General features: G+C 37.8%; 17 protein-coding genes. 10 read left to right on the top strand and 7 right to left on the bottom strand.

The annotated features are described in order from the left end of the window. Positions 1 to 7: 7 nt before the first annotated feature. From ACTJJF_RS21355 to ACTJJF_RS21330, 6 genes are all read right to left on the bottom strand, one after another. Entirely contained in the window at positions 8 to 586 is a 579-nt protein-coding gene (locus ACTJJF_RS21355; RefSeq protein WP_440700960.1) for a hypothetical protein, read from the bottom strand. Further along, on the bottom strand, positions 586 to 1,284 hold the full coding sequence (locus ACTJJF_RS21350) for a hypothetical protein (protein WP_312304767.1): 699 nt from the start codon (positions 1,282 to 1,284) through the stop codon (positions 586 to 588). Before ACTJJF_RS21350 ends, ACTJJF_RS21355 begins: the two co-directional genes overlap by 1 nt. Before the next feature lie 14 nt (positions 1,285 to 1,298). Beyond that, positions 1,299 to 2,186 (bottom strand): DUF2589 domain-containing protein, encoded by an 888-nt coding sequence (locus ACTJJF_RS21345; RefSeq protein WP_430808927.1) that lies wholly within the window; start codon positions 2,184 to 2,186, stop codon positions 1,299 to 1,301. Between the two features lie 164 nt (positions 2,187 to 2,350). Continuing rightward, positions 2,351 to 4,288, bottom strand: a complete 1,938-nt coding sequence (locus ACTJJF_RS21340; protein ID WP_440700959.1) for a M1 family metallopeptidase — start codon at positions 4,286 to 4,288, stop codon at positions 2,351 to 2,353. A gap of 83 nt (positions 4,289 to 4,371) precedes the next feature. Further along, complete coding sequence (locus tag ACTJJF_RS21335) at positions 4,372 to 5,253, bottom strand: SDR family oxidoreductase (RefSeq protein ID WP_312304774.1); 882 nt, start codon at positions 5,251 to 5,253, stop codon at positions 4,372 to 4,374. Positions 5,254 to 5,421: 168 nt separating this feature from the next. Continuing rightward, entirely contained in the window at positions 5,422 to 5,832 is a 411-nt protein-coding gene (locus ACTJJF_RS21330) for a DUF1573 domain-containing protein (protein WP_440700958.1), read from the bottom strand. Positions 5,833 to 6,001: 169 nt separating this feature from the next. Here ACTJJF_RS21330 and ACTJJF_RS21325 point away from each other — a divergent pair, with 169 nt between their 5' ends. From ACTJJF_RS21325 to ACTJJF_RS21315, 3 genes are all read left to right on the top strand, one after another. Beyond that, on the top strand, positions 6,002 to 7,252 hold the full coding sequence (locus ACTJJF_RS21325) for a sensor histidine kinase (protein ID WP_440700957.1): 1,251 nt from the start codon (positions 6,002 to 6,004) through the stop codon (positions 7,250 to 7,252). A gap of 12 nt (positions 7,253 to 7,264) precedes the next feature. Then, positions 7,265 to 7,945 (top strand): response regulator transcription factor, encoded by a 681-nt coding sequence (locus tag ACTJJF_RS21320; protein WP_440700956.1) that lies wholly within the window; start codon positions 7,265 to 7,267, stop codon positions 7,943 to 7,945. Positions 7,946 to 8,030: 85 nt separating this feature from the next. After that, on the top strand, positions 8,031 to 10,328 hold the full coding sequence (locus tag ACTJJF_RS21315) for a GH92 family glycosyl hydrolase (RefSeq protein WP_440700955.1): 2,298 nt from the start codon (positions 8,031 to 8,033) through the stop codon (positions 10,326 to 10,328). Positions 10,329 to 10,559: 231 nt separating this feature from the next. Here ACTJJF_RS21315 and ACTJJF_RS21310 read toward each other — a convergent pair whose 3' ends face one another. Then, positions 10,560 to 11,894, bottom strand: coding sequence for a dihydroorotase (locus ACTJJF_RS21310; RefSeq protein ID WP_440700954.1), 1,335 nt, complete (start codon positions 11,892 to 11,894; stop codon positions 10,560 to 10,562). Positions 11,895 to 12,090: 196 nt separating this feature from the next. On the opposite strand from ACTJJF_RS21310, the gene ACTJJF_RS21305 reads away from it, so the two are divergent. The 7 genes from ACTJJF_RS21305 (at position 12,091) to ACTJJF_RS21275 (ending at position 18,554) form a co-directional block, all read left to right on the top strand. Further along, a complete protein-coding gene (locus ACTJJF_RS21305; RefSeq protein ID WP_440700953.1) occupies positions 12,091 to 13,545 on the top strand; it encodes a lipopolysaccharide biosynthesis protein in 1,455 nt (484 codons plus the stop codon). A gap of 150 nt (positions 13,546 to 13,695) precedes the next feature. Next, positions 13,696 to 14,712, top strand: a complete 1,017-nt coding sequence (locus tag ACTJJF_RS21300) for a sugar phosphate nucleotidyltransferase (RefSeq protein ID WP_312304793.1) — start codon at positions 13,696 to 13,698, stop codon at positions 14,710 to 14,712. 111 nt (positions 14,713 to 14,823) lie between these two features. Continuing rightward, on the top strand, positions 14,824 to 15,669 hold the full coding sequence (locus ACTJJF_RS21295) for a DUF4292 domain-containing protein (protein WP_312304795.1): 846 nt from the start codon (positions 14,824 to 14,826) through the stop codon (positions 15,667 to 15,669). Then, positions 15,666 to 17,228, top strand: a complete 1,563-nt coding sequence (locus ACTJJF_RS21290) for a murein hydrolase activator EnvC family protein (protein ID WP_440700952.1) — start codon at positions 15,666 to 15,668, stop codon at positions 17,226 to 17,228. The genes ACTJJF_RS21295 and ACTJJF_RS21290 overlap by 4 nt, the downstream gene beginning before the upstream one ends. A gap of 31 nt (positions 17,229 to 17,259) precedes the next feature. Further along, on the top strand, positions 17,260 to 17,469 hold the full coding sequence (locus ACTJJF_RS21285; RefSeq protein WP_065401120.1) for a twin-arginine translocase TatA/TatE family subunit: 210 nt from the start codon (positions 17,260 to 17,262) through the stop codon (positions 17,467 to 17,469). Positions 17,470 to 17,484: 15 nt separating this feature from the next. Further along, positions 17,485 to 18,099, top strand: coding sequence for a DUF4254 domain-containing protein (locus ACTJJF_RS21280; RefSeq protein WP_065401121.1), 615 nt, complete (start codon positions 17,485 to 17,487; stop codon positions 18,097 to 18,099). Next, positions 18,096 to 18,554 (top strand): hypothetical protein, encoded by a 459-nt coding sequence (locus tag ACTJJF_RS21275; RefSeq protein ID WP_312304806.1) that lies wholly within the window; start codon positions 18,096 to 18,098, stop codon positions 18,552 to 18,554. The genes ACTJJF_RS21280 and ACTJJF_RS21275 overlap by 4 nt, the downstream gene beginning before the upstream one ends. The last annotated feature ends 4 nt before the right edge of the window (positions 18,555 to 18,558 follow it).

The raw sequence follows: 18,558 nt of genomic DNA, 5'->3' as shown, positions 1-18,558 counted from the left end.
TCTTTTTTTAAATTAATTTCAGAAATACCTTTTCCAGAATAAGGAAAATATCTTCCGGTATGACGGTCAGCCTGAGTTTTTTATTCACTCCCGAGATGGCTGTATTCTGCGCTATCAGAGAAGTCCAGAAACTCTCAATCTTTACAACAGAATTTAGTTCCTTCAGTTTTTCATCATCCAAAATACCGTTCTGGTATAGGGAAACAATGATCCCTGAAACAAGCTCTTCAGCATCGTCCAGCTTTTTATTTTCCTTTGCATATATTTCCATGAGAATATCATAAATACTTTCTATCCCATTGAATGAAAATCCCCAGAGAAGCTCACGTCTTCCGGTGGTTATTTTCTCCATTTTTATAGGATTGAAGCCTCTTTTAACCGTTGTAACCATATTCATGATCTTCAGCACTTCAGATTCATGGCTGGTATTCCCTTTTGTTTTAAAATACTCAAGGGTTTCATTTAAGAAAGCATCAAAACGGGAATCAAAATCAAAGGATTTTGACAGGTATAAAGCCTGAACGTCATTGAAGTCTTCTAGAAGTTCCTTCAGTTTCTGCACTGTATGGTGGATAAGTTCCTGCATTACTCAAAAGTTATCTGTTCTATTTCATTACCGTCTTTATCTTTGTATGACACAATCCTTATTCCTTCTTCCTCCATTTCTACATGAAGGTTGATGAATAATTTATCTCTGTCTTCTGCCGCACTTGTGTTGGGATCGATGTAAATATTGTTCAGCTTTGCATTGACCAACGTATATTTATTCAGTAAGACTTTTGAAAAAATCTCTTTCAGTTCTTCTATTTCATCTTCACCTGTTCCTTCCTGAGGCCGGAAAATCCCGGAATTAAGAATTTTGATTTTATTTCTGAGATCAAGCTTTAGCACTTCATTGGCAGGAACTTTCCCAAACTTCTGATCATTTTTTTCCAGTTTGCTAAACAGCGATTTGAATTCTTCAGTCTGGATCTGTCTTTTAGTGATTTCAGGAATATTCAGTTTTTTTTCTTTGTTTGCGAGACGAATTCTCTCATTCATTTCTGTAACGAACTGATCCTGATTCAGTTTAAAATTATATTTAGGATCTGAGTCTATATCTGTAATTTTAATGGGAATATCCATTTTTACACAGGGCAGCGCATACCGTGGAACTTTAAAATACTTAAGGTATTCATGACGGGCATATTCTTTGGCAATAAGAACGGCATTTTCGTCAGCCTTTTTACGAGCCTGAATTATCTCGTTATTGAGATAATCCAGGTAATCTGATAATTTGATCATACTTCGTAAATTTTTTATTGCGACAGGAGTCCAAGAACCTTTTCAAGACCTGCGGGCATTTCATCGTTGGTAGCCCTTACTTTTACGCCAAGGGAATATTCTTTTTCAACCTTGATTCCTGTGCTGGATGATCTTTTGTAAGATACATCCACTTTGAATTTTACAGGTCCAAAACCACCGGACGCTCCCGCATTAATCCCGAACTCATCACTTACATCTTTAGTATATGTTGAATTCAACTTAACGTTAAAGTCTACTTCACAGGTTTCAATCCTGAAACTCGGAACATTCAGTAAGGCTACAAAAGGAACGATAATCTCTACCGGATCAGATTTTGTTTTAGGGTTATCATTACTTACAGGTTTATCAGGGTCGAAATCAGGATTGGGAATCGTCTTGGTGTATTTAAACTCTGCCATTCTTAATTTTTTCGGGCTATTGGCGTTGGCAGGGTCCGTAAGCTCAAAACCAACTTCATTGATGAAATTCACCGTGGCAATAGAAGCATTAGACTGCGCTTTTACACAAGCATCCAAAGGCCCGCCAATAATGGTTGCAAAATCTATACTTCCCAGTTCTGCTGCAAAATCTGCGCTGGCAGCATCTGAAGTTTTGAAGATCTCTTCATCCGCAGCCATCTTACCTGCTATCAGTTTCATGATTTCTGAAGAGGCACCGGAAAAAGATTTTTCCCACTTTTCATCATAATTCTTTTTAAAATCATCTACGATATTCAAAAGCTCCTTATTGGTAAGCGTTCCAAGTTCCGACACCTCAATTCCGGATACCTTTTCGTAAACTGCAGGGGTAAGAACTTTTTCTACTCCTGATAAAAGATCGATTAACTCATTTTTTGTTTTTTTGGCGTGACTTGTTTCAAGCACTGATTTTAATGTTTCCATGTTTTTTGTTTTTAAATTAATATTGTTCAGCAAAATTATTTCATTGTCCTTCAAAAGTTTACAGGAGAACCCCTTCACTTTACCCGGAAAAACACCCTAAAAAAACAAAAGCCCGAACTATAGAAGTTCAGGCTTGTATTCTGTTGATACTGACAGGCAAAGTATTACGCCGGTGTCATGCTGTTGTTCTTAGGATTGATATCCGGAACTACAGAAGCAGGATCCAGTTTTACCTCATCGATCTCTTTATTGGAATCTACTTTGAAAGTCCATTCTGTATTTCTCTTCCAGACTTCAACAGGAATTTTCACTGTTTTTGAAGTTCCGTCTTTGAATTTTACCTGAACAGTTGTAGGCATTGGAAGCTGTCCAAGGTTTTCAACGGTAATCTGGACTCCGTTTTTAAAGTCTCCATTGATGTATTTTACATTTTTAACAGCCTGATCAATTTTCCATTTATTCAAAAACCATCCTCTCCAGTACCAGTTCAGTTCTTCTCCCGAAACATTTTCCATCGTATGGAAGAAATCCCATGGTGTAGGATGTTTGAAAGCCCAACGGTTGATATAGGTTCTGAATGCCTTATCAAATTTTTCAGGCCCGAGAACTGCTTCCCTCAAAACAGCCAGCCCTGCTCCCGGTTTGTAATAAGCCAGAGCTCCGATGTTTCTTTCTTTCATATTATCCGGACCTACCATAACGGGCTCCAGATTGTCACCCATCAGAAAACCTCCTGTTCTTGCCAGATCTCTCTTTCTGTGATATTCACCCTTATTAAAAGCTTCTGTGGAAAGCCCGTTGATAAAGGTATTGAAACCTTCATCCATCCATGCAAATAATCTTTCATTAGAGCCTACAATCATAGGAAACCAGTTGTGCCCGAATTCATGGTCCGTTACTCCCCAAAGGTCCTCTCCTTTTGAATCCATATGACAGAAAACAATTCCCGGATACTCCATTCCGCCTTCGTTTCCTGCAACATTGGTAGCTGCCGGATACGTATATTCATACCATTTCTGTGAGTAATGCTCTATCGCTGCTTTTGTATATTCTGTAGATCTTCCCCAGGCTTTATCTCCGGCGCTTTCAACAGGGTAAGCTGAGATGGCCAGTGATTTTTTTCCACTCGGAAGATTAATTTTTGCTGCATCCAGGATAAACCCTGCTGAGGAAGCCCAGGCAAAATCTCTGGTCTGCGTAATTTTAAATTTCCAGGTCTTTGTTCCGGAAGAACTATTTTTCCCGATTTCGGATTCCGGACGTATCATCACTGTCTTGTCGCTGTTTCTGGCCTGATTCCATCTGCTGACTTCCTCTTTGCTGTAAACCTCTTTTTCATTCATAAGCTCTCCGGAGGCTACTACATAATGATTGGCAGGCACCGTAATATTGGCTGTTATATTTCCATATTCCAGATAAAATTCCGAAGCTCCCAGATAAGGCAGAGTATTCCAGCCCATCACGTCATCATACACGCACATTCTCGGATACCATTGCGCCATGGTAAAGATCTTCCCGTTCTTTGTTTCCTGCACCCCCATTCTGTCTGAACCGTATTGCGGAGAAATAAAAGAATATTCGATGGCGATTCTGGCCACACCTCCTTTTGCTTTCAGTTCTTTTGGCAGGTCTATCTGCATTCTGGTATCCGTAATGGTATATTTTACCGCTTTGCCATCAAGCTTTACCGATTTAATGTTATACCCTCCGTCAAATTCCTCACCATGCGCTCCGTTTCTGCTTCCTGAAAGCGGCACTACTCCGTTTCCACGGGAATCTTTGGAAAACAGGTTCTGATCCAGCTGTAACCAAAGAAAGCTTAATTGATCGGGACTATTGTTCGTGTAAGTGATTTCAGCGGTACCTGTAATTTCTTTTTTATTTTCATTCAGGCTGACATTCAGATGATAGTCTGCCGAGTTCTGCCAATATGCATGACCGGGCTGCCCGCTTGCAGAACGGGTTTCTGAGCCCATCTGAGGATAAAAGAACGGTTTGAATGCTTCTACATAATCATATTTCGGAGTTTCCTGTGCATATACAGTTCCTGAAAACATCAAAACTGCAACTGCCAAAACAAGGGTTGGAAGTTTGAAATTCATTTTTAAATTATTATTTAGTACATAGTTATAAAAAAACTCCCGGAATTGTTATATATCCGGGAGTTTTTTATGTATAAATTACGTTAATTTGACTTTTTTGCTTTAATCATTGCTTCCAAAGCATCCCACATTTCTTTCGGAATTGCTTCAAGCATATTGAATTCTCCTGCTCCCTGAAGCCATTCACCACCATCAATGGTTACCACTTCCCCGTTCATATAAGCTGAATAATCCGAAACCAGGTATGCAGCAAGATTAGCAAGCTCCTGATGTTCTCCTACTCTTCTCAACGGAACTTTCTTTTTCATATCGAATTTTTCCTGAAGGTCACCGGGAAGAAGTCTGTCCCAGGCTCCTTTTGTAGGGAATGGCCCCGGAGCAATGGCATTGAAACGGATGCCGTATTTAGCCCATTCTACCGCTAAGGATCTGGTCATTGCCAAAACTCCTGCTTTTGCACAGGCTGACGGCACTACATACGCTGAACCTGTCCAGGCATAAGTTGTTACGATATTCAGAACGGTTCCCGGAGTTTTAGAGTCTATCCAGTGTTTTCCTACTGAAAGGGTACAATTTTTCGTTCCTTTTAAAACAATGTCCAGAATAGAATCAAATGCAGAATGAGTCAATTTTTCCGTTGGAGAGATAAAGTTTCCGGCAGCATTGTTCAACAGGATATCAATCTTCCCGAATTCTTTCAAAGCTGCTTCTTTCATGGCTTCCACCTCATCCCAGTTTCTCACGTCACAGGCTACACAAAGTACCTTTCCTCCTGTTTCATCTTCCAGTTCTTTAGCAGTTGTCTGTAATTTTTCAAGATTTCTGGAAGTAATGACCACATGGGCACCCAATTCGAGAAAATATTTGGTCATTGCTTTTCCAAGGCCGCTTCCGCCTCCTGTTACAATCGCTACTTTATCTTTCAGTGCTCCTTCACGAAGCATCGGTTGTGTATATAGACTCATAAAATATTTTTTCTTAAAAATAATAAATATTGAAACGCAATCCTTTAAAATAGATTGATAAATAATGCAGCAAATAATAAAAACAGGCGAACCACAGCCTTATTCAATAAAAAACAACCCAACCGTCAACGGTCAGATTGTTCTTCTTTACTTTTTTAAATATAATAACTAGGAAACAACTATTCCTTTGAATGAAAGCATTTTAGGTGTTTTACTTTCACTAGTGGTAACGTTTACTGTTTTCATAAACGGACCGGCGGCAGCAGCATTATAACTCGCTTCTACAAATCCTTTTTTCCCCGGCTGGATAGGAGTTTTTGTATAGTCAGCGGTTGTACATCCGCATGAAGGTGCTACATTTTGTATAATGATCGGTTTTGAACTTGTATTGGTAAATTCAAATCTGATCAGCTTTGCTTTTCCCTGAGGAATATTGCCTACATCTATAGATTCTGATTTCCATTTAATGGCATCTGCAACCATTTTTACAATAGAAGGCGCATCTGCAGAAAGTATATTCGCATAGAACGGAGAAAATGCCAGGACAGCTAAAAGAGCGGTAATTTTTAGTTTTTTCATGAGTACAAATTTTTGTTAATAATTAAAAAGAAACTGATATTTATCTTTTTGATATAGCAAATGTAACAGTGATTACCGATACGGCTTGTTAAGCGCTTTCAAACATTTGTTAATAAGTTGTTAATGACAAAAAATAAATAGATATTTTTGGATAATATTGCCTCTGTAAATGGGAATCAAAAAACTTAATATCATCATCAGCCTTGGGTTTGTTGCTATCATCGGAATCTTGATAGCTCAGCTTCTCTGGACCCGGCAGGCCTACAATCTTGAAGATAAAAAGTTTAACCAAACCGTGAATATTGCATTGCTGGAAGTGGTAGAAAAGCTGTCAGAAGGAAAGACGTCCTTTACAGAAAGTCCTATACAAAACATTTCCAATGATTATTACGTAGTCAATATCAATAATGAATTTCATCCCACAGTACTTGAATATTATCTGAAAACAGAATTTAACAGGTTCCAGATCAATACCAACTATGTTTATGCACTCTACAATTGCCATAGTGACAGGATGATCTATGGAAAATATGTTTCTACCCATCAGAAAAGCACTCATAAAACGGTCAACTTTCCAAAGCATAAGAATCTCGTCTACTACTTTTCTATACGATTTCCGGATAAGGCTACTTATCTGGTCAGCTCACTACGGTTCTGGTATATTCTGACATTCGCCCTGATTATCATCCTTCTAGTGTATGTATATTCTATTTATACCATTATTCAGCAGAAAAAATTCTCAGAGCTCCAACGGGATTTTATCAATAATATGACACATGAGTTCAAGACTCCTTTATCTTCCATACTTCTGGCATCGGAAGCTCTTACCAAGCAGGAAACAGTCAAGGAAAATCCTAAACTGAAGACCTATACTTCCATTATTACGGATCAGAGTTACAAGCTTAATAATCATATTGAAAAAATATTAAATATTGCAAAAACCGATGCATCCGGATTAACTCTGAAACTTCAGAGAATCGTTTTACTGCCCTTCATTACGGAAATTGCAGACTCTATACAACAGAAAAATGAAAATCTCAACATCCGTATAGACCTTGATGATACCGATGTCATCATTGCAGATGAATTTCACTTTACCAATATCATCTACAATATTCTGGACAACTCTATAAAATATTGTGATACGGCTCCTGATATTTTGATATCTTCCTTTAAAGATTCAAAAGGGCTTCATTTAAAATTTAAAGATAACGGAATTGGAATTCCTTCTAAAAACATACCCCATATTTTTGATAAATTTTATAGGGTAAGTACTCAAAAAAGTGATGAAGTGAACGGTTTTGGGCTGGGACTTTTCTATGTAAAAAAAGTCATTCAGCAACATAACTGGAAAATATCGGTTGAAAATAATACGGATAAGGGAATTACAATTACCCTATTTTTACCGTTTTTAAATTAATCTTTACCCCTCATGGAAAAATCTAAAATTCTATATGCCGAAGATGATGAGACGATCGCTTTCCTGATTCAGGACAGCCTGGAAACATACTACGATATTTCCTGCTATCCCGACGGAAAATCTGCCCTGGAAGCTTTTAATACTCAGAATTTTGACATTTGCCTTTTAGATATCATGATGCCCGGCATCAGCGGATTTGAGCTGGCTCAATATATCCGTGATAAAAATACGGAGATTCCCATTATTTTCATTTCTGCCAAAGCATTGAAGGAAGACCGGATCAAAGGATTGAAAATAGGTGCAGATGATTATCTTGTAAAGCCCTTCAGTATTGAAGAGCTGATCCTGAAAATTGAAGTTTTTCTGAAACGTACCCGGAAGACGAACGCTCATCCATTACAGTATAAAGTCGGGAAATATAATTTTGATCCTAAAAATTACACTTTACAGGATTCACTCAATACCATTACTCTTACCCAAAGGGAATCTGAGCTGTTACTCTACTTTATCCGTCACAAAAATACGGTTGTAAAAAGGCAGGAAATTCTGAAAGCAATCTGGGGAGACGATGATTATTTTATGGGAAGAAGCCTGGATGTATTTATTTCGAGGCTCAGAAAAGTATTTGTGAATGAAGAAAATATTTCCATCGAAAATCTTCACGGAATAGGTTTCCGGTTCTCTGAAAAATAAACCGGAGCATTTTTATATAAATTACAATACGGGAAGATTATTCTTTAAATTTTTAATTATTTTTATCTTTTAATAATCTGATTTTATGAAAAAAACCGGGTCTACTATTTTTCTTTCATTATTATTTTTTGCTTCAGCCTTCAGGGCACAAAAATTTGAAAAGCTGTATCAATATGTAAATCCACTCATCGGAACTGAGAAAATGGGACATACTTATCCCGGTGCTACCGTTCCTTTTGGAGCTGTACAGCTGAGTCCTGAAACGGATACCATTTCTTATGAGCTGAACGGTAAATACAATGGTGAAGTTTATAAATATTGTGCAGGCTACCGTTATAAAGATAAAACAATCACAGGCTTTAGTTCTACCCACTTCAGTGGTACGGGCCATTCTGACCTTGGAGATTTTCTCATCATACCTACCATAGGAAAACTACAGCTTAATCCGGGTACTGCTTCTCATCCCGAAAACGGCTACAGAAGCAGGTTTTCACATCAGAATGAAACAGCAGAAGCAGGCTATTATAAAGTAAAGCTTGATGACCATAATATCCTTGCAGAGCTTACGGCAACCACCAGAGTGGGAGTTCACCGTTATACTTTCCCAAAATCTGACCAGGCCCATATTATTCTGGATCTGATGGCCGGAATTTACAATTATGACGGAAAAAATATATGGACCTACGCCCGTGTGGAAAATGGAAACACAATCACCGGTTATCGGCAGACGAATGGCTGGGCAAGAACAAGAACCGTTTATTTTGCCATGAAGTTTTCAAAGCCTTTTAAATCTTATGGACAGAAAAGCTATGATGAAAAGCAGGTATATAAAGGATTCTGGAGAAAATTCGATCAGACAAAGAACTTTCCGGAAATCGCAGGAAAAAACCTGAAAATGTATTTTGATTTTGATACTCAGGAAAATGAAGCCATTGAAGTCAGGCTCGCTATTTCTCCCGTAAGCCAGTCTAATGCACTGGAAAATCTTGAAAAAGAAACGGGAAATTTATCTTTTGACCAGATAAAAGCCCAGACACAGGAGATCTGGAATAAAGAACTTAATAAAATTACCATCAAAGGTTCAGACACAGAAAAAATCAATTTTTATACGGCAATGTACCATACTTTCATCAATCCCACTACCTATATGGACGTAAACGGAGAGTATAAAGGTCTGGATCAGAATATTCATAAAGCAACGGACTTCACCCATTATACTACATTTTCCCTGTGGGATACTTACCGGGCACTTCATCCGCTATTCAATATCATCCAGCCCAAAAGAAATGGTGATATGGTGAAATCTATGATGGCTCATTACAATCAGTTTTCTATGAAAATGTTACCCATCTGGTCTCATTATGCCAACGACAACTGGTGTATGAGCGGCTATCACAGTGTAAGTGTAGTTGCTGACGCCATTATTAAAGGAAATTATGACGGCGATCCCAAAGAAGCTTTAAAAGCCTGCATAGAAACAGCCAGCAAAAGAGACTACGAGGGCATAGGCCAATACATTGACCTGGGTTATATTCCTGCTGAAAAAAACGGAACTTCAGTTTCCAATACGTTGGAGTATGCTTATGATGACTGGGCTATTGCTCAGTTGGCAAAGCACCTTGGGGAAACAGAGGTTTATAATCGGTTTATCAAACGCTCTGAAAACTGGAAGAATAATTTCGATCCCACCATTGGATTTATGCGTCCCCGTCTTTCTGATGGAAGTTTTAAAAAAGATTTTGATGTTCTCAGCACCCATGGACAGGGTTTTATAGAAGGTAATTCATGGAACTATAGTTTTTTTGTTCCGCAGAATCCGGACGAACTGATCAAAATGATGGGTGGGAAAAAGAAGTTTGCGGCAAAGCTGGATGAATTATTTACGATGCATCTTCCGGATGAGTTTTTTGCAGATACTGAAGATATTACAAGAGAAGGAATCATCGGTGGATACGTCCACGGAAACGAACCTGCACACCATGTTGCTTATCTTTATAACCGGGCAGGACAGCCCTGGAAAACCCAGGCACAGATCCGCCGTATTTTGGAAATGCAGTACAAAGCAACTCCGGACGGATTGGGAGGAAATGATGATGCGGGACAAATGAGTGCATGGTATATTTTGAGTACATTAGGTTTCTATCCTGTTGCTCCCGGCTCAGAGGACTATTCAATCGGAAGCCCGGCTATTGACCATGCGGTTTTAAATCTGGAAAACGGAAAATCTTTTGAAATTGAAGCCATCAATCAGAGTCCGAAAAATGTATATGTTCAGAAAGTTATATTGAATGGAAAAGAAATTAAAGATTTCACATTAAAGCATTCTGACCTTGTAAAAGGCGGTAAGCTTACATTTTATATGGGAAATAAAGCGAAAAAATAAAACCAGTATAAATAAAATTCTCGCAGATTGCACAGATTTGGCAGATGACTGAGCTATAAAATCTGCGTGATCTGTGCAATCTGCGAGAGATAAAAATATCTTTTAATTTCCTTATTGATTTAAAATAAGTTTTGGCTAAAGCCAACGGAATATTTATAATTTTAAAAGCGGGCTAAAGCCCGCTTCTATTGAATTATTATAATATCCGGTTACGATCCGGACTATCTTTTATTACTCCACTTCAAAAAGCAAACGCTCACCAAACTTCTCTTCTCCAACCTTTCCGTTATCATATACCAGATGACCGTTTACAAAAGTATGGGTAACCTTGGAATGGAAGTTGGTTCCCTCCAATGGGCTCCAACCGCATTTGTACAGCAAATTGTCTTTAGCAACAGTCCAGTCAGCATTTAAATCTACCAATACAAGATCTGCTTTATAGCCTTCTTTTACGAAACCTCTTTTCTCCACTCTGAAAAGGATAGCAGGATTATGAGACATTTTCTCCACTATTTTTTCAAGGGAAATTTTACCGTTTTTATAATTTTCAAGCATTACAACTAATGAATGCTGTACCAATGGTGCTCCTGAAGGACATTTTGTATAGACATTATTCTTCTCTTCCGCAGTATGTGGAGCATGATCTGTAGCAATAACGTCAATTCTGTCATCTAAAAGAGCCTCCCATAGGGCATCTTTATCCTTTTGTGTTTTCACAGCTGGATTCCATTTGATCAATCCGCCTTTTGTTTCGTAATCGTCATTGGTAAAGGTAAGGTGATGAACACAAACCTCAGCAGTAATCTTTTTATCTTTTAAAGGAATGTCATTTCTGAAAAGTTCCATTTCCTTTGCTGTTGAAAGATGGAAAACATGAAGTCTTGCACCGGTTTTCTGAGCAAGTTCAATGGCTTTGGATGAAGATTTATAGCATGCTTCTTCACTTCTGATCAGGTGATGAAATTTCACCGGAATATCTTCACCATATTCATCTATATATTTCTGCGTATTGGCTCTGATGGTTGCTTCATCTTCACAATGAACGGCAATAAGCATTTTCGTATTGCTGAAAATATTTTCCAGAGTTTCAGGATTATCTACCAGCATGTTTCCTGTGGAAGAACCCAGGAACAATTTAATTCCGGGAACGTTTCTGGGATCAGTCTTTAAAACTTCTTCAAGGTTATCATTAGTTCCTCCCATCATAAAACCATAATTGGCATAGGCCTTTTGGGAAGCTATCTCATATTTATCCGCCAGCAATTCCTGGGTTACGGCATTGGGTACCGTATTGGGCTGATCGATAAAACTGGTTACTCCACCTGCAATGGCAGCCCTTGATTCACTTTCAATATCTCCTTTATGAGTCAGGCCCGGCTCACGGAAATGCACCTGGTCATCAATCACTCCCGGAAGAAGGTACTTTCCTGAACCGTCAATAATCTGGTCTGCATCTTCTGTAATACCGGAACTTATTTTAGAGATTAAATCATTTTCTATTAAGACATCACCTTCAAAGATCCGGCCTTCGTTGACGATGTTTACATTTTTGATTAGGATTTTCATTATACGTAGAAATTAGATATTAGATCATAAAATTCTGAAAAATTGGTGATTCCGGTAATGAAAATACAGTTAGTTCATTTTTGAATCCCAATACTCAGCTTCTATAAAAAGCAAAATTAAGGTTTATGAATGAATTTTAATATCACCGGATACAAATCAATTTCTAAATATTTACATTTGCATAAAATTTTTCGAATTGTATAAGAAATTATTTGGGCAGACAGCGGTATATGGGCTTAGCTCCGTATTGGTCCGCATCTTCCCATTCATTATTGCACCAATCGTAACGAAGGCTTTCGGGCCGGCAGCTTCATCGCCGTTTGTAGACTGGTATTCCATTGCAGGGGTCATCACGGTATTGCTTACCCATGGTATGGAAACTTCTTTCTTTCGTTTTGCCCAGGAGGAAAATATTGACAGAAAAACATTAATTTCTACCTGCTCGGTGAGTATCATCAGCATGGGGCTCATCTATCTCATTTTAGGATATGTTTTCAGGTTTCAGCTGGCAGAGGCATTTGAAACACCGGATCAGGTCAACTATCTTATTATTTTTCTCTTTATCCTTTCGTTGGATGCTTTTTCTACCATTCCTTCTGCTATATTGAGACTTCAGGGAAAACCTTTTAAATATATGCTGTCTAAAGTAGCAGGGTCATCAGTTTACTTTTTACTGGTCCTATTCTTTATAAGATGGCTTCCTAATCATCCTGAAGGGATTTTCGGTTTAAAATACAATCCGGATTTCGGGGTAGGTTATGTTTTTGTAGCTAACCTGATTCAGAGTATCATTACTCTTTTAATTGTAGGTAAAGAATTCTTCAGTTTCAGCCTTTCCAAATTTGATTTCGGATTATGGAAAAGGATTATGAACTATTCCTGGCCGGTAATGATTGCAGGACTTGCAGGCATTGTGAACCAGACTTTAGACAGACAGTTCCTTAAATACTTACTTCCTGAAGAAGAAGCCCGCCATCAGATCGGAGTATATGGGGCGGTTTATAAAATTGCAACCTTTATCACCGTTTTCAGACAGGCATATCAATTGGGGATTGAGCCTTATTTCTTTTCAAGCTTTAAAAACAAAGATTCTCATAAAACCTATGCAGTATTGATGGATGTTTTCGTTATTTGCAGCTGCATCATCTATATGGGACTCATGGTTAACCTTCAGTGGATCTCTGAAAAATATTTAAGAAACCCACTTTATTATGAAGGGATTGAGATCATTCCTTTTGTTATGCTGGGAGCATTATTTCTGGGAATTTATCTTAACCTTTCCATATGGTACAAGCTTTCGGATCAGACACGGGTAGGATTGTATATTTCAGTCATTGGAGCATGTATCACCATTCTGATCAACTTCCTGTTTATTCCTACTTACGGATATTGGGCAAGTGCAATGGCTGCATTGATCACATTCACGTCTATGATGATCATCTCTTATGTATGGGGACAAAAACAATATCCCATTCATTATAATACGGGAAAGATCGCTCTGTATCTGTTCTTTACAATTGCCTGTTCATTGATCTCTTTTTACGAGTTCAGGACCAATTATCTGATTGGAAATTTATTTCTGATCCTGTTCCTGGGACTGGTGGTTTTTAAAGAAAAAGCAATCGTATCCAAGATTCTTAAAAGATCTTAGAACTTGGTATCTCTTTTGATTATTAGTACTCTTTAAAATTAAAAAACGAATACACTAAGCATGATAAGTATTATGTCTTAAAGGCATTTTAATTATTATATTTAACAAAAAATAAACTACATTTAAACAAAAAACATCTTTATATCATCTATGAAAATTATTGTTCCTATGGCTGGACGCGGATCCAGACTACGTCCACATACACTGACAGTTCCAAAACCGCTTATCCCTATCGCCGGAAAACCTATCGTACAGAGATTAGTGGAAGATATTGCTAAAGTTGCAGGAGAAAAAATTGAAGAAGTAGCCTTTATCATCGGAGATTTTGGCCCTGAGATCGAAAGATCCCTTATTCAGATTGCTGAAAAGCTGGGAGCAAAAGGAAGCATATATTATCAGAATGACCCGCTTGGAACAGCTCATGCGATCAAATGTGCTGAGCAATCTATGCAGGGAGATGTGGTTATTGCTTTTGCTGATACCCTGTTCCGTGCAGATTTCCAGCTGGATAAAAACTCGGACGGTGTGATCTGGGTGAAAAGTGTGGAAGATCCATCTGCATTTGGTGTGGTAAAATTAGATAACTACGGCTTTATTACAGACTTTGTTGAAAAGCCTCAGACTTTTGTTTCTGACCTTGCCATCATCGGTATCTATTATTTCAACAGTGCTGAAAAACTGATGGATGAGATCAACTACATCATGGATAATAATATTAAAAACGGAGGCGAATACCAGCTGACTACCGCATTGGAAAACCTGAGAGCAAAAGGGGCCAAGTTTACGTTAGGTAAGGTAAATGACTGGATGGACTGTGGAAACAAGAATGCTACGGTAGAAACCAACAGCAAGATCCTTGAATATGAAAAAGAGGAAATGACCCACTACCCAGCCTCTGCAGTGATTGAAAACTCTCTGATTATCCAGCCTTGCTTCATTGGAGAAAACGTAAGGATATCCAACTCTAAAGTAGGACCTGGTGTTTCATTGGGTAATAATACTACAGTGGTCAATTCCAATATTGAGAATTCCCTGATTCAGGAAAATACAAGAATCAACCATGGAAACCTTTCCAATTCTATGATTGGTAATTCTGCACAGTATTTCGGTGTTGCCAGAGAAATTTCCCTGGGAGACTATTCTGTTTTAGATTTCCTTTCCAAATAAGTAAGAGTAGAAAATCTTCAACTTAAAATAAGATATAATCAAACCACACAAAACATTTTGTGTGGTTTGGCGTTAATATTGCACCATTTTTTTAAACCTAAAAATAGCTACATGAAAAATTGGATACCATTCTTTATATTGCTTCTTGCCTTATCATCCTGTAAAACCCGTAACAATGCAAAAAACAATGCAGATAACAAACGGGACAGTATTGTGACAGCCGAAGACAACAGAAATCCAAAAGATGTAAATGAACCGGTGAGAGATAAACTCACTTTCTATGAACATGTAGTAGTCCCGCCAAAATTTGAACAAATCAAGATAGACAGTAAAGTACGTGTGGAATCGGGAAGTTATGTACCTACTCTGGATGCAACCATTTATATTGAAAATGATAAAAAGGTCTGGATGAATTTAAGGGCCCTTTTCATTAATGCAGCAAGAGGAATTGCAACCCCTGAAGGAATAAAAGGACAGGATAAGATCAATAAAACATATATTGATTCTGATTTTGATTACCTCAACAATCTGCTTAATGTTAATTTCATTGACTATAAATCGCTGGAAAAAATATTATTGGGACGAACATTTGTGAAGATTAATGATTCTCAGTTTACCCTGACTCAAAATGCACAGGGCTATAAAATGGTTTCCAACGTCAATCAGAAGATTGTAACGGATGAAAAACAAAGGGAATATAAAATAGCATTGCAATATGACACCAATTACGATCTGCTAAGTGTCAATTTAAAAGATATTCTGTCTTCTGATGAGCTGGAAATTTCTTACAGTGACTGGAATGAATACAACGGAATCCGCCTTCCGAAAAATGTTAAAATAATTATAAAAGGCTCAAAATCTAGTCAAATTTTACTGGAAAACACGAAATTTGACTTTTCGAGGATGGAAACACCTTATTCTGTACCATCCAGTTATAAGAAAATTGAGATTAAATGATTAAAAAATTTAGCTTTTTAATAGGTATTTTGATGTTCGGACTGCACCAGGGACAGCAGAAAAAAGAACAATTGCAAAAACAGAATGCCGAACTTAAAAAACAAATTGCACAAATAAATACGGATTTAGCTAAAACAAGAAGCGAATCTAAACTTTCCATAGCTTATCTTACCAATGTTAATCAAAAGCTCGTTCTAAGAGAAAAGGTCTACAATAATACTCAGAAAGAAAAGAGGTTTATTGAGGACGATATTTATCTGCGCCAGCTTGAGATCAACCGTCAGAACAAAGAATTGGCTGTTCTCAGAAAGAATTATGCAGAAGTTCTTGTTAATGCTTATAAAAATAAAGGGGTACAGAATAAAGTAACCTTCATTCTTTCATCAAAGAATCTTGGTGAAGCAATACGAAGAGTACAGTATCTGAAGCAGTATTCTGACTATCAGGATAAAAAAGCCGCTGAAATTTCCAATGCAGCCAATCAGATTAAGAAAACAATTGCTCAGAGACAAAACTCTGTAAAAGAGAAAGAAAGTCTCTTGGTGAATCAGCAGAAAGACCTCGCAACGATCAATGCAGAAAGAGCACAGAAAGAGCAGTTGGTTGCAGAATTTAAGAAGAACGAATCTAAACTTACCGTTGAGCTGAAGCAAAAGCAGGCACAAAATAAAGTTATTGAAGGTCAGATCAGGGCAATCATTGCTGAAGAGATCAGAATAGCCAAAGCGGAAGAAGAAGCAAGAAGAAAAGCTGAGGCTGAAAAAATCCGATTAGCTAAGCTTGCTGCAGAAAGAGAAAAAGCAAGAATTGAAGCTGAAGCTAAAGCAAGAGCTGAAGCCCTTGAAAGAGAAAGAAGAATAGCTGAAGCTGAAGCTAAAAAAGCGGCAGAACTGGCTGCAAGAAGAGCTGAAGAAGAAAGAAAGCGTAATGAAGAAGCTGCAAGAGCAGAATCTAATGCCAGAGATGAAGCAAGAAAGCTTGCTGCTAAAAAAGCATCTGATGAAGCTAATGCCAAAGCTAAGGAAGCAGCAGATAAATTAGCAGCTGCTAGAGCCGCAGAAGCTGCCCTTGTCAAGAAAAAAGAAGCAGAGAAAAAGGCTGCAGAAACCAAAGCAATGACCAGCTATGGTGTTTCTACAGCATCCGGAAACAGTTTTGCAGACAACAGGGGAAGACTTGGTTATCCTGCAGACAGAGCCGGACAGATCACTCACCGTTTCGGAAGACAGCCGCACCCGGTATTCAAAAATATCACTGAAGAAAATAACGGAATCAAAATTTCTGTTCCTTCAGGTACCCGAGCAAAATCAGTATTCCCGGGATCAGTATCTTCGGTACTGGCCAATAATGACGGCACGAAAACTGTTATTATTAAACATGGAAGCTATTTTACCATCTATTCCAACTTAGGAAATGTAAGTGTATCCAAAGGGCAACAGGTTTCTTCAGGAACTGCAGTAGGGACGGTAGCCCAGGATTTTGACGGTGCATATACCCTTGATTTCCAAGTATGGAACGGAAGTACACCAGTTGATCCATTAGGTTGGATTTCATATTAAAAAAAGTGTAACTTTGCAAAAATTTTAAGAGATGAATACACTAACAATACTTGCCTTATCTTGGCAACACATCCTTATCGTAGCAATACTTTTGGTATTACTTTTTGGAGGAAAGAAAATTCCGGAATTAATGAGAGGAGTAGGCTCAGGAATCAAAGAATTTAAAGATGCGGTAAAAGAAGAAGACAAACCAGGTTCTGAAAACAAGTCGTCTTCCAACAATAATTCTTCAAGCAACTAAAATTCCTTAGAATTAATGAAATTTACCGAGACTGCATGGAAAATCTTCAATCAATCTATTGAAGACTATCACGTGTCTGATGACGTTAACACTCTAATTAATAACCCGTTCGAAAAAGATAGTTTGGAACGGATTTTGTATGCAAAGAACTGGATTGATACCGTTCAATGGCATCTGGAAGATATTATTAGAGATGAAAATATTGATCCGGCTGAAGCCCTTCAACTGAAGAGAACAATAGATGCCTCCAATCAGAAAAGAACTGATCTGGTGGAATACATTGACAGCTGGTTCCTTACTAAGTTTGAAAATATAACTCCGAAACCTGAAGCAAAGATAAATACGGAAACTCCCGCATGGGCAGTAGACAGATTATCAATTCTGGCGCTAAAGGTTTATCACATGTCATTAGAAGCCAATAGAGAATCCGCTTCTGAAGAACACAGAAAAAACTGCCAGGCCAAACTGGATGTTCTGCTTATTCAGAAAGAAGACCTATCAACTTCTATAGATCAGTTGCTTGCTGATATTGAAAACGGTAACGTTAAGATGAAAGTATACAAACAAATGAAAATGTATAATGATGAAAGTCTTAACCCAATCCTTTATCAAAAAGGGCAACAGAAATGAAAAGACTAGTTTTTTTTGGAGTACTTATTATACTAACAACTTCCTGCGCAACGGAAAAGCTTAACCTTTCTCCGCTGTCAAACAGCTTTTATAGCGATGCTAAAGGTTCTGACTCTGACCGAAACTCAAAGAAGAATTTTAACATCAATATCAAAGAAAATGTAAATGCTTCTGAAATCTCAAACATCATCTCCACTTTTCCCAAGTTTAAAAACAATGGGCTGAATGAAGAGGTTACAAGTTTGAAATACAGTCTTCAGAACTATTTATATGCTATTGATGCCAATAATTCGACAGGAAAGAAAAGAGCACTGAAAAGCTTCGAAAAATCATACAAAAAAATACAAAAGCAAAGACAAAGTCTGGGCAAAGATGATGACGAAGTTCTCAACAGATATCTGGTTCGTTTAAAAACCAATATTTCTGTTATAGAAGATGCTTTACCAGGAAGTTAAAAAA

It is taken from the genome of Chryseobacterium sp. 22458 (assembly GCF_052044975.1).
GTDB lineage: Bacteria > Bacteroidota > Bacteroidia > Flavobacteriales > Weeksellaceae > Chryseobacterium.
Note: the sequence above shows the minus strand (reverse complement) of the source record. Positions and strands in the feature narration are given on the sequence as shown.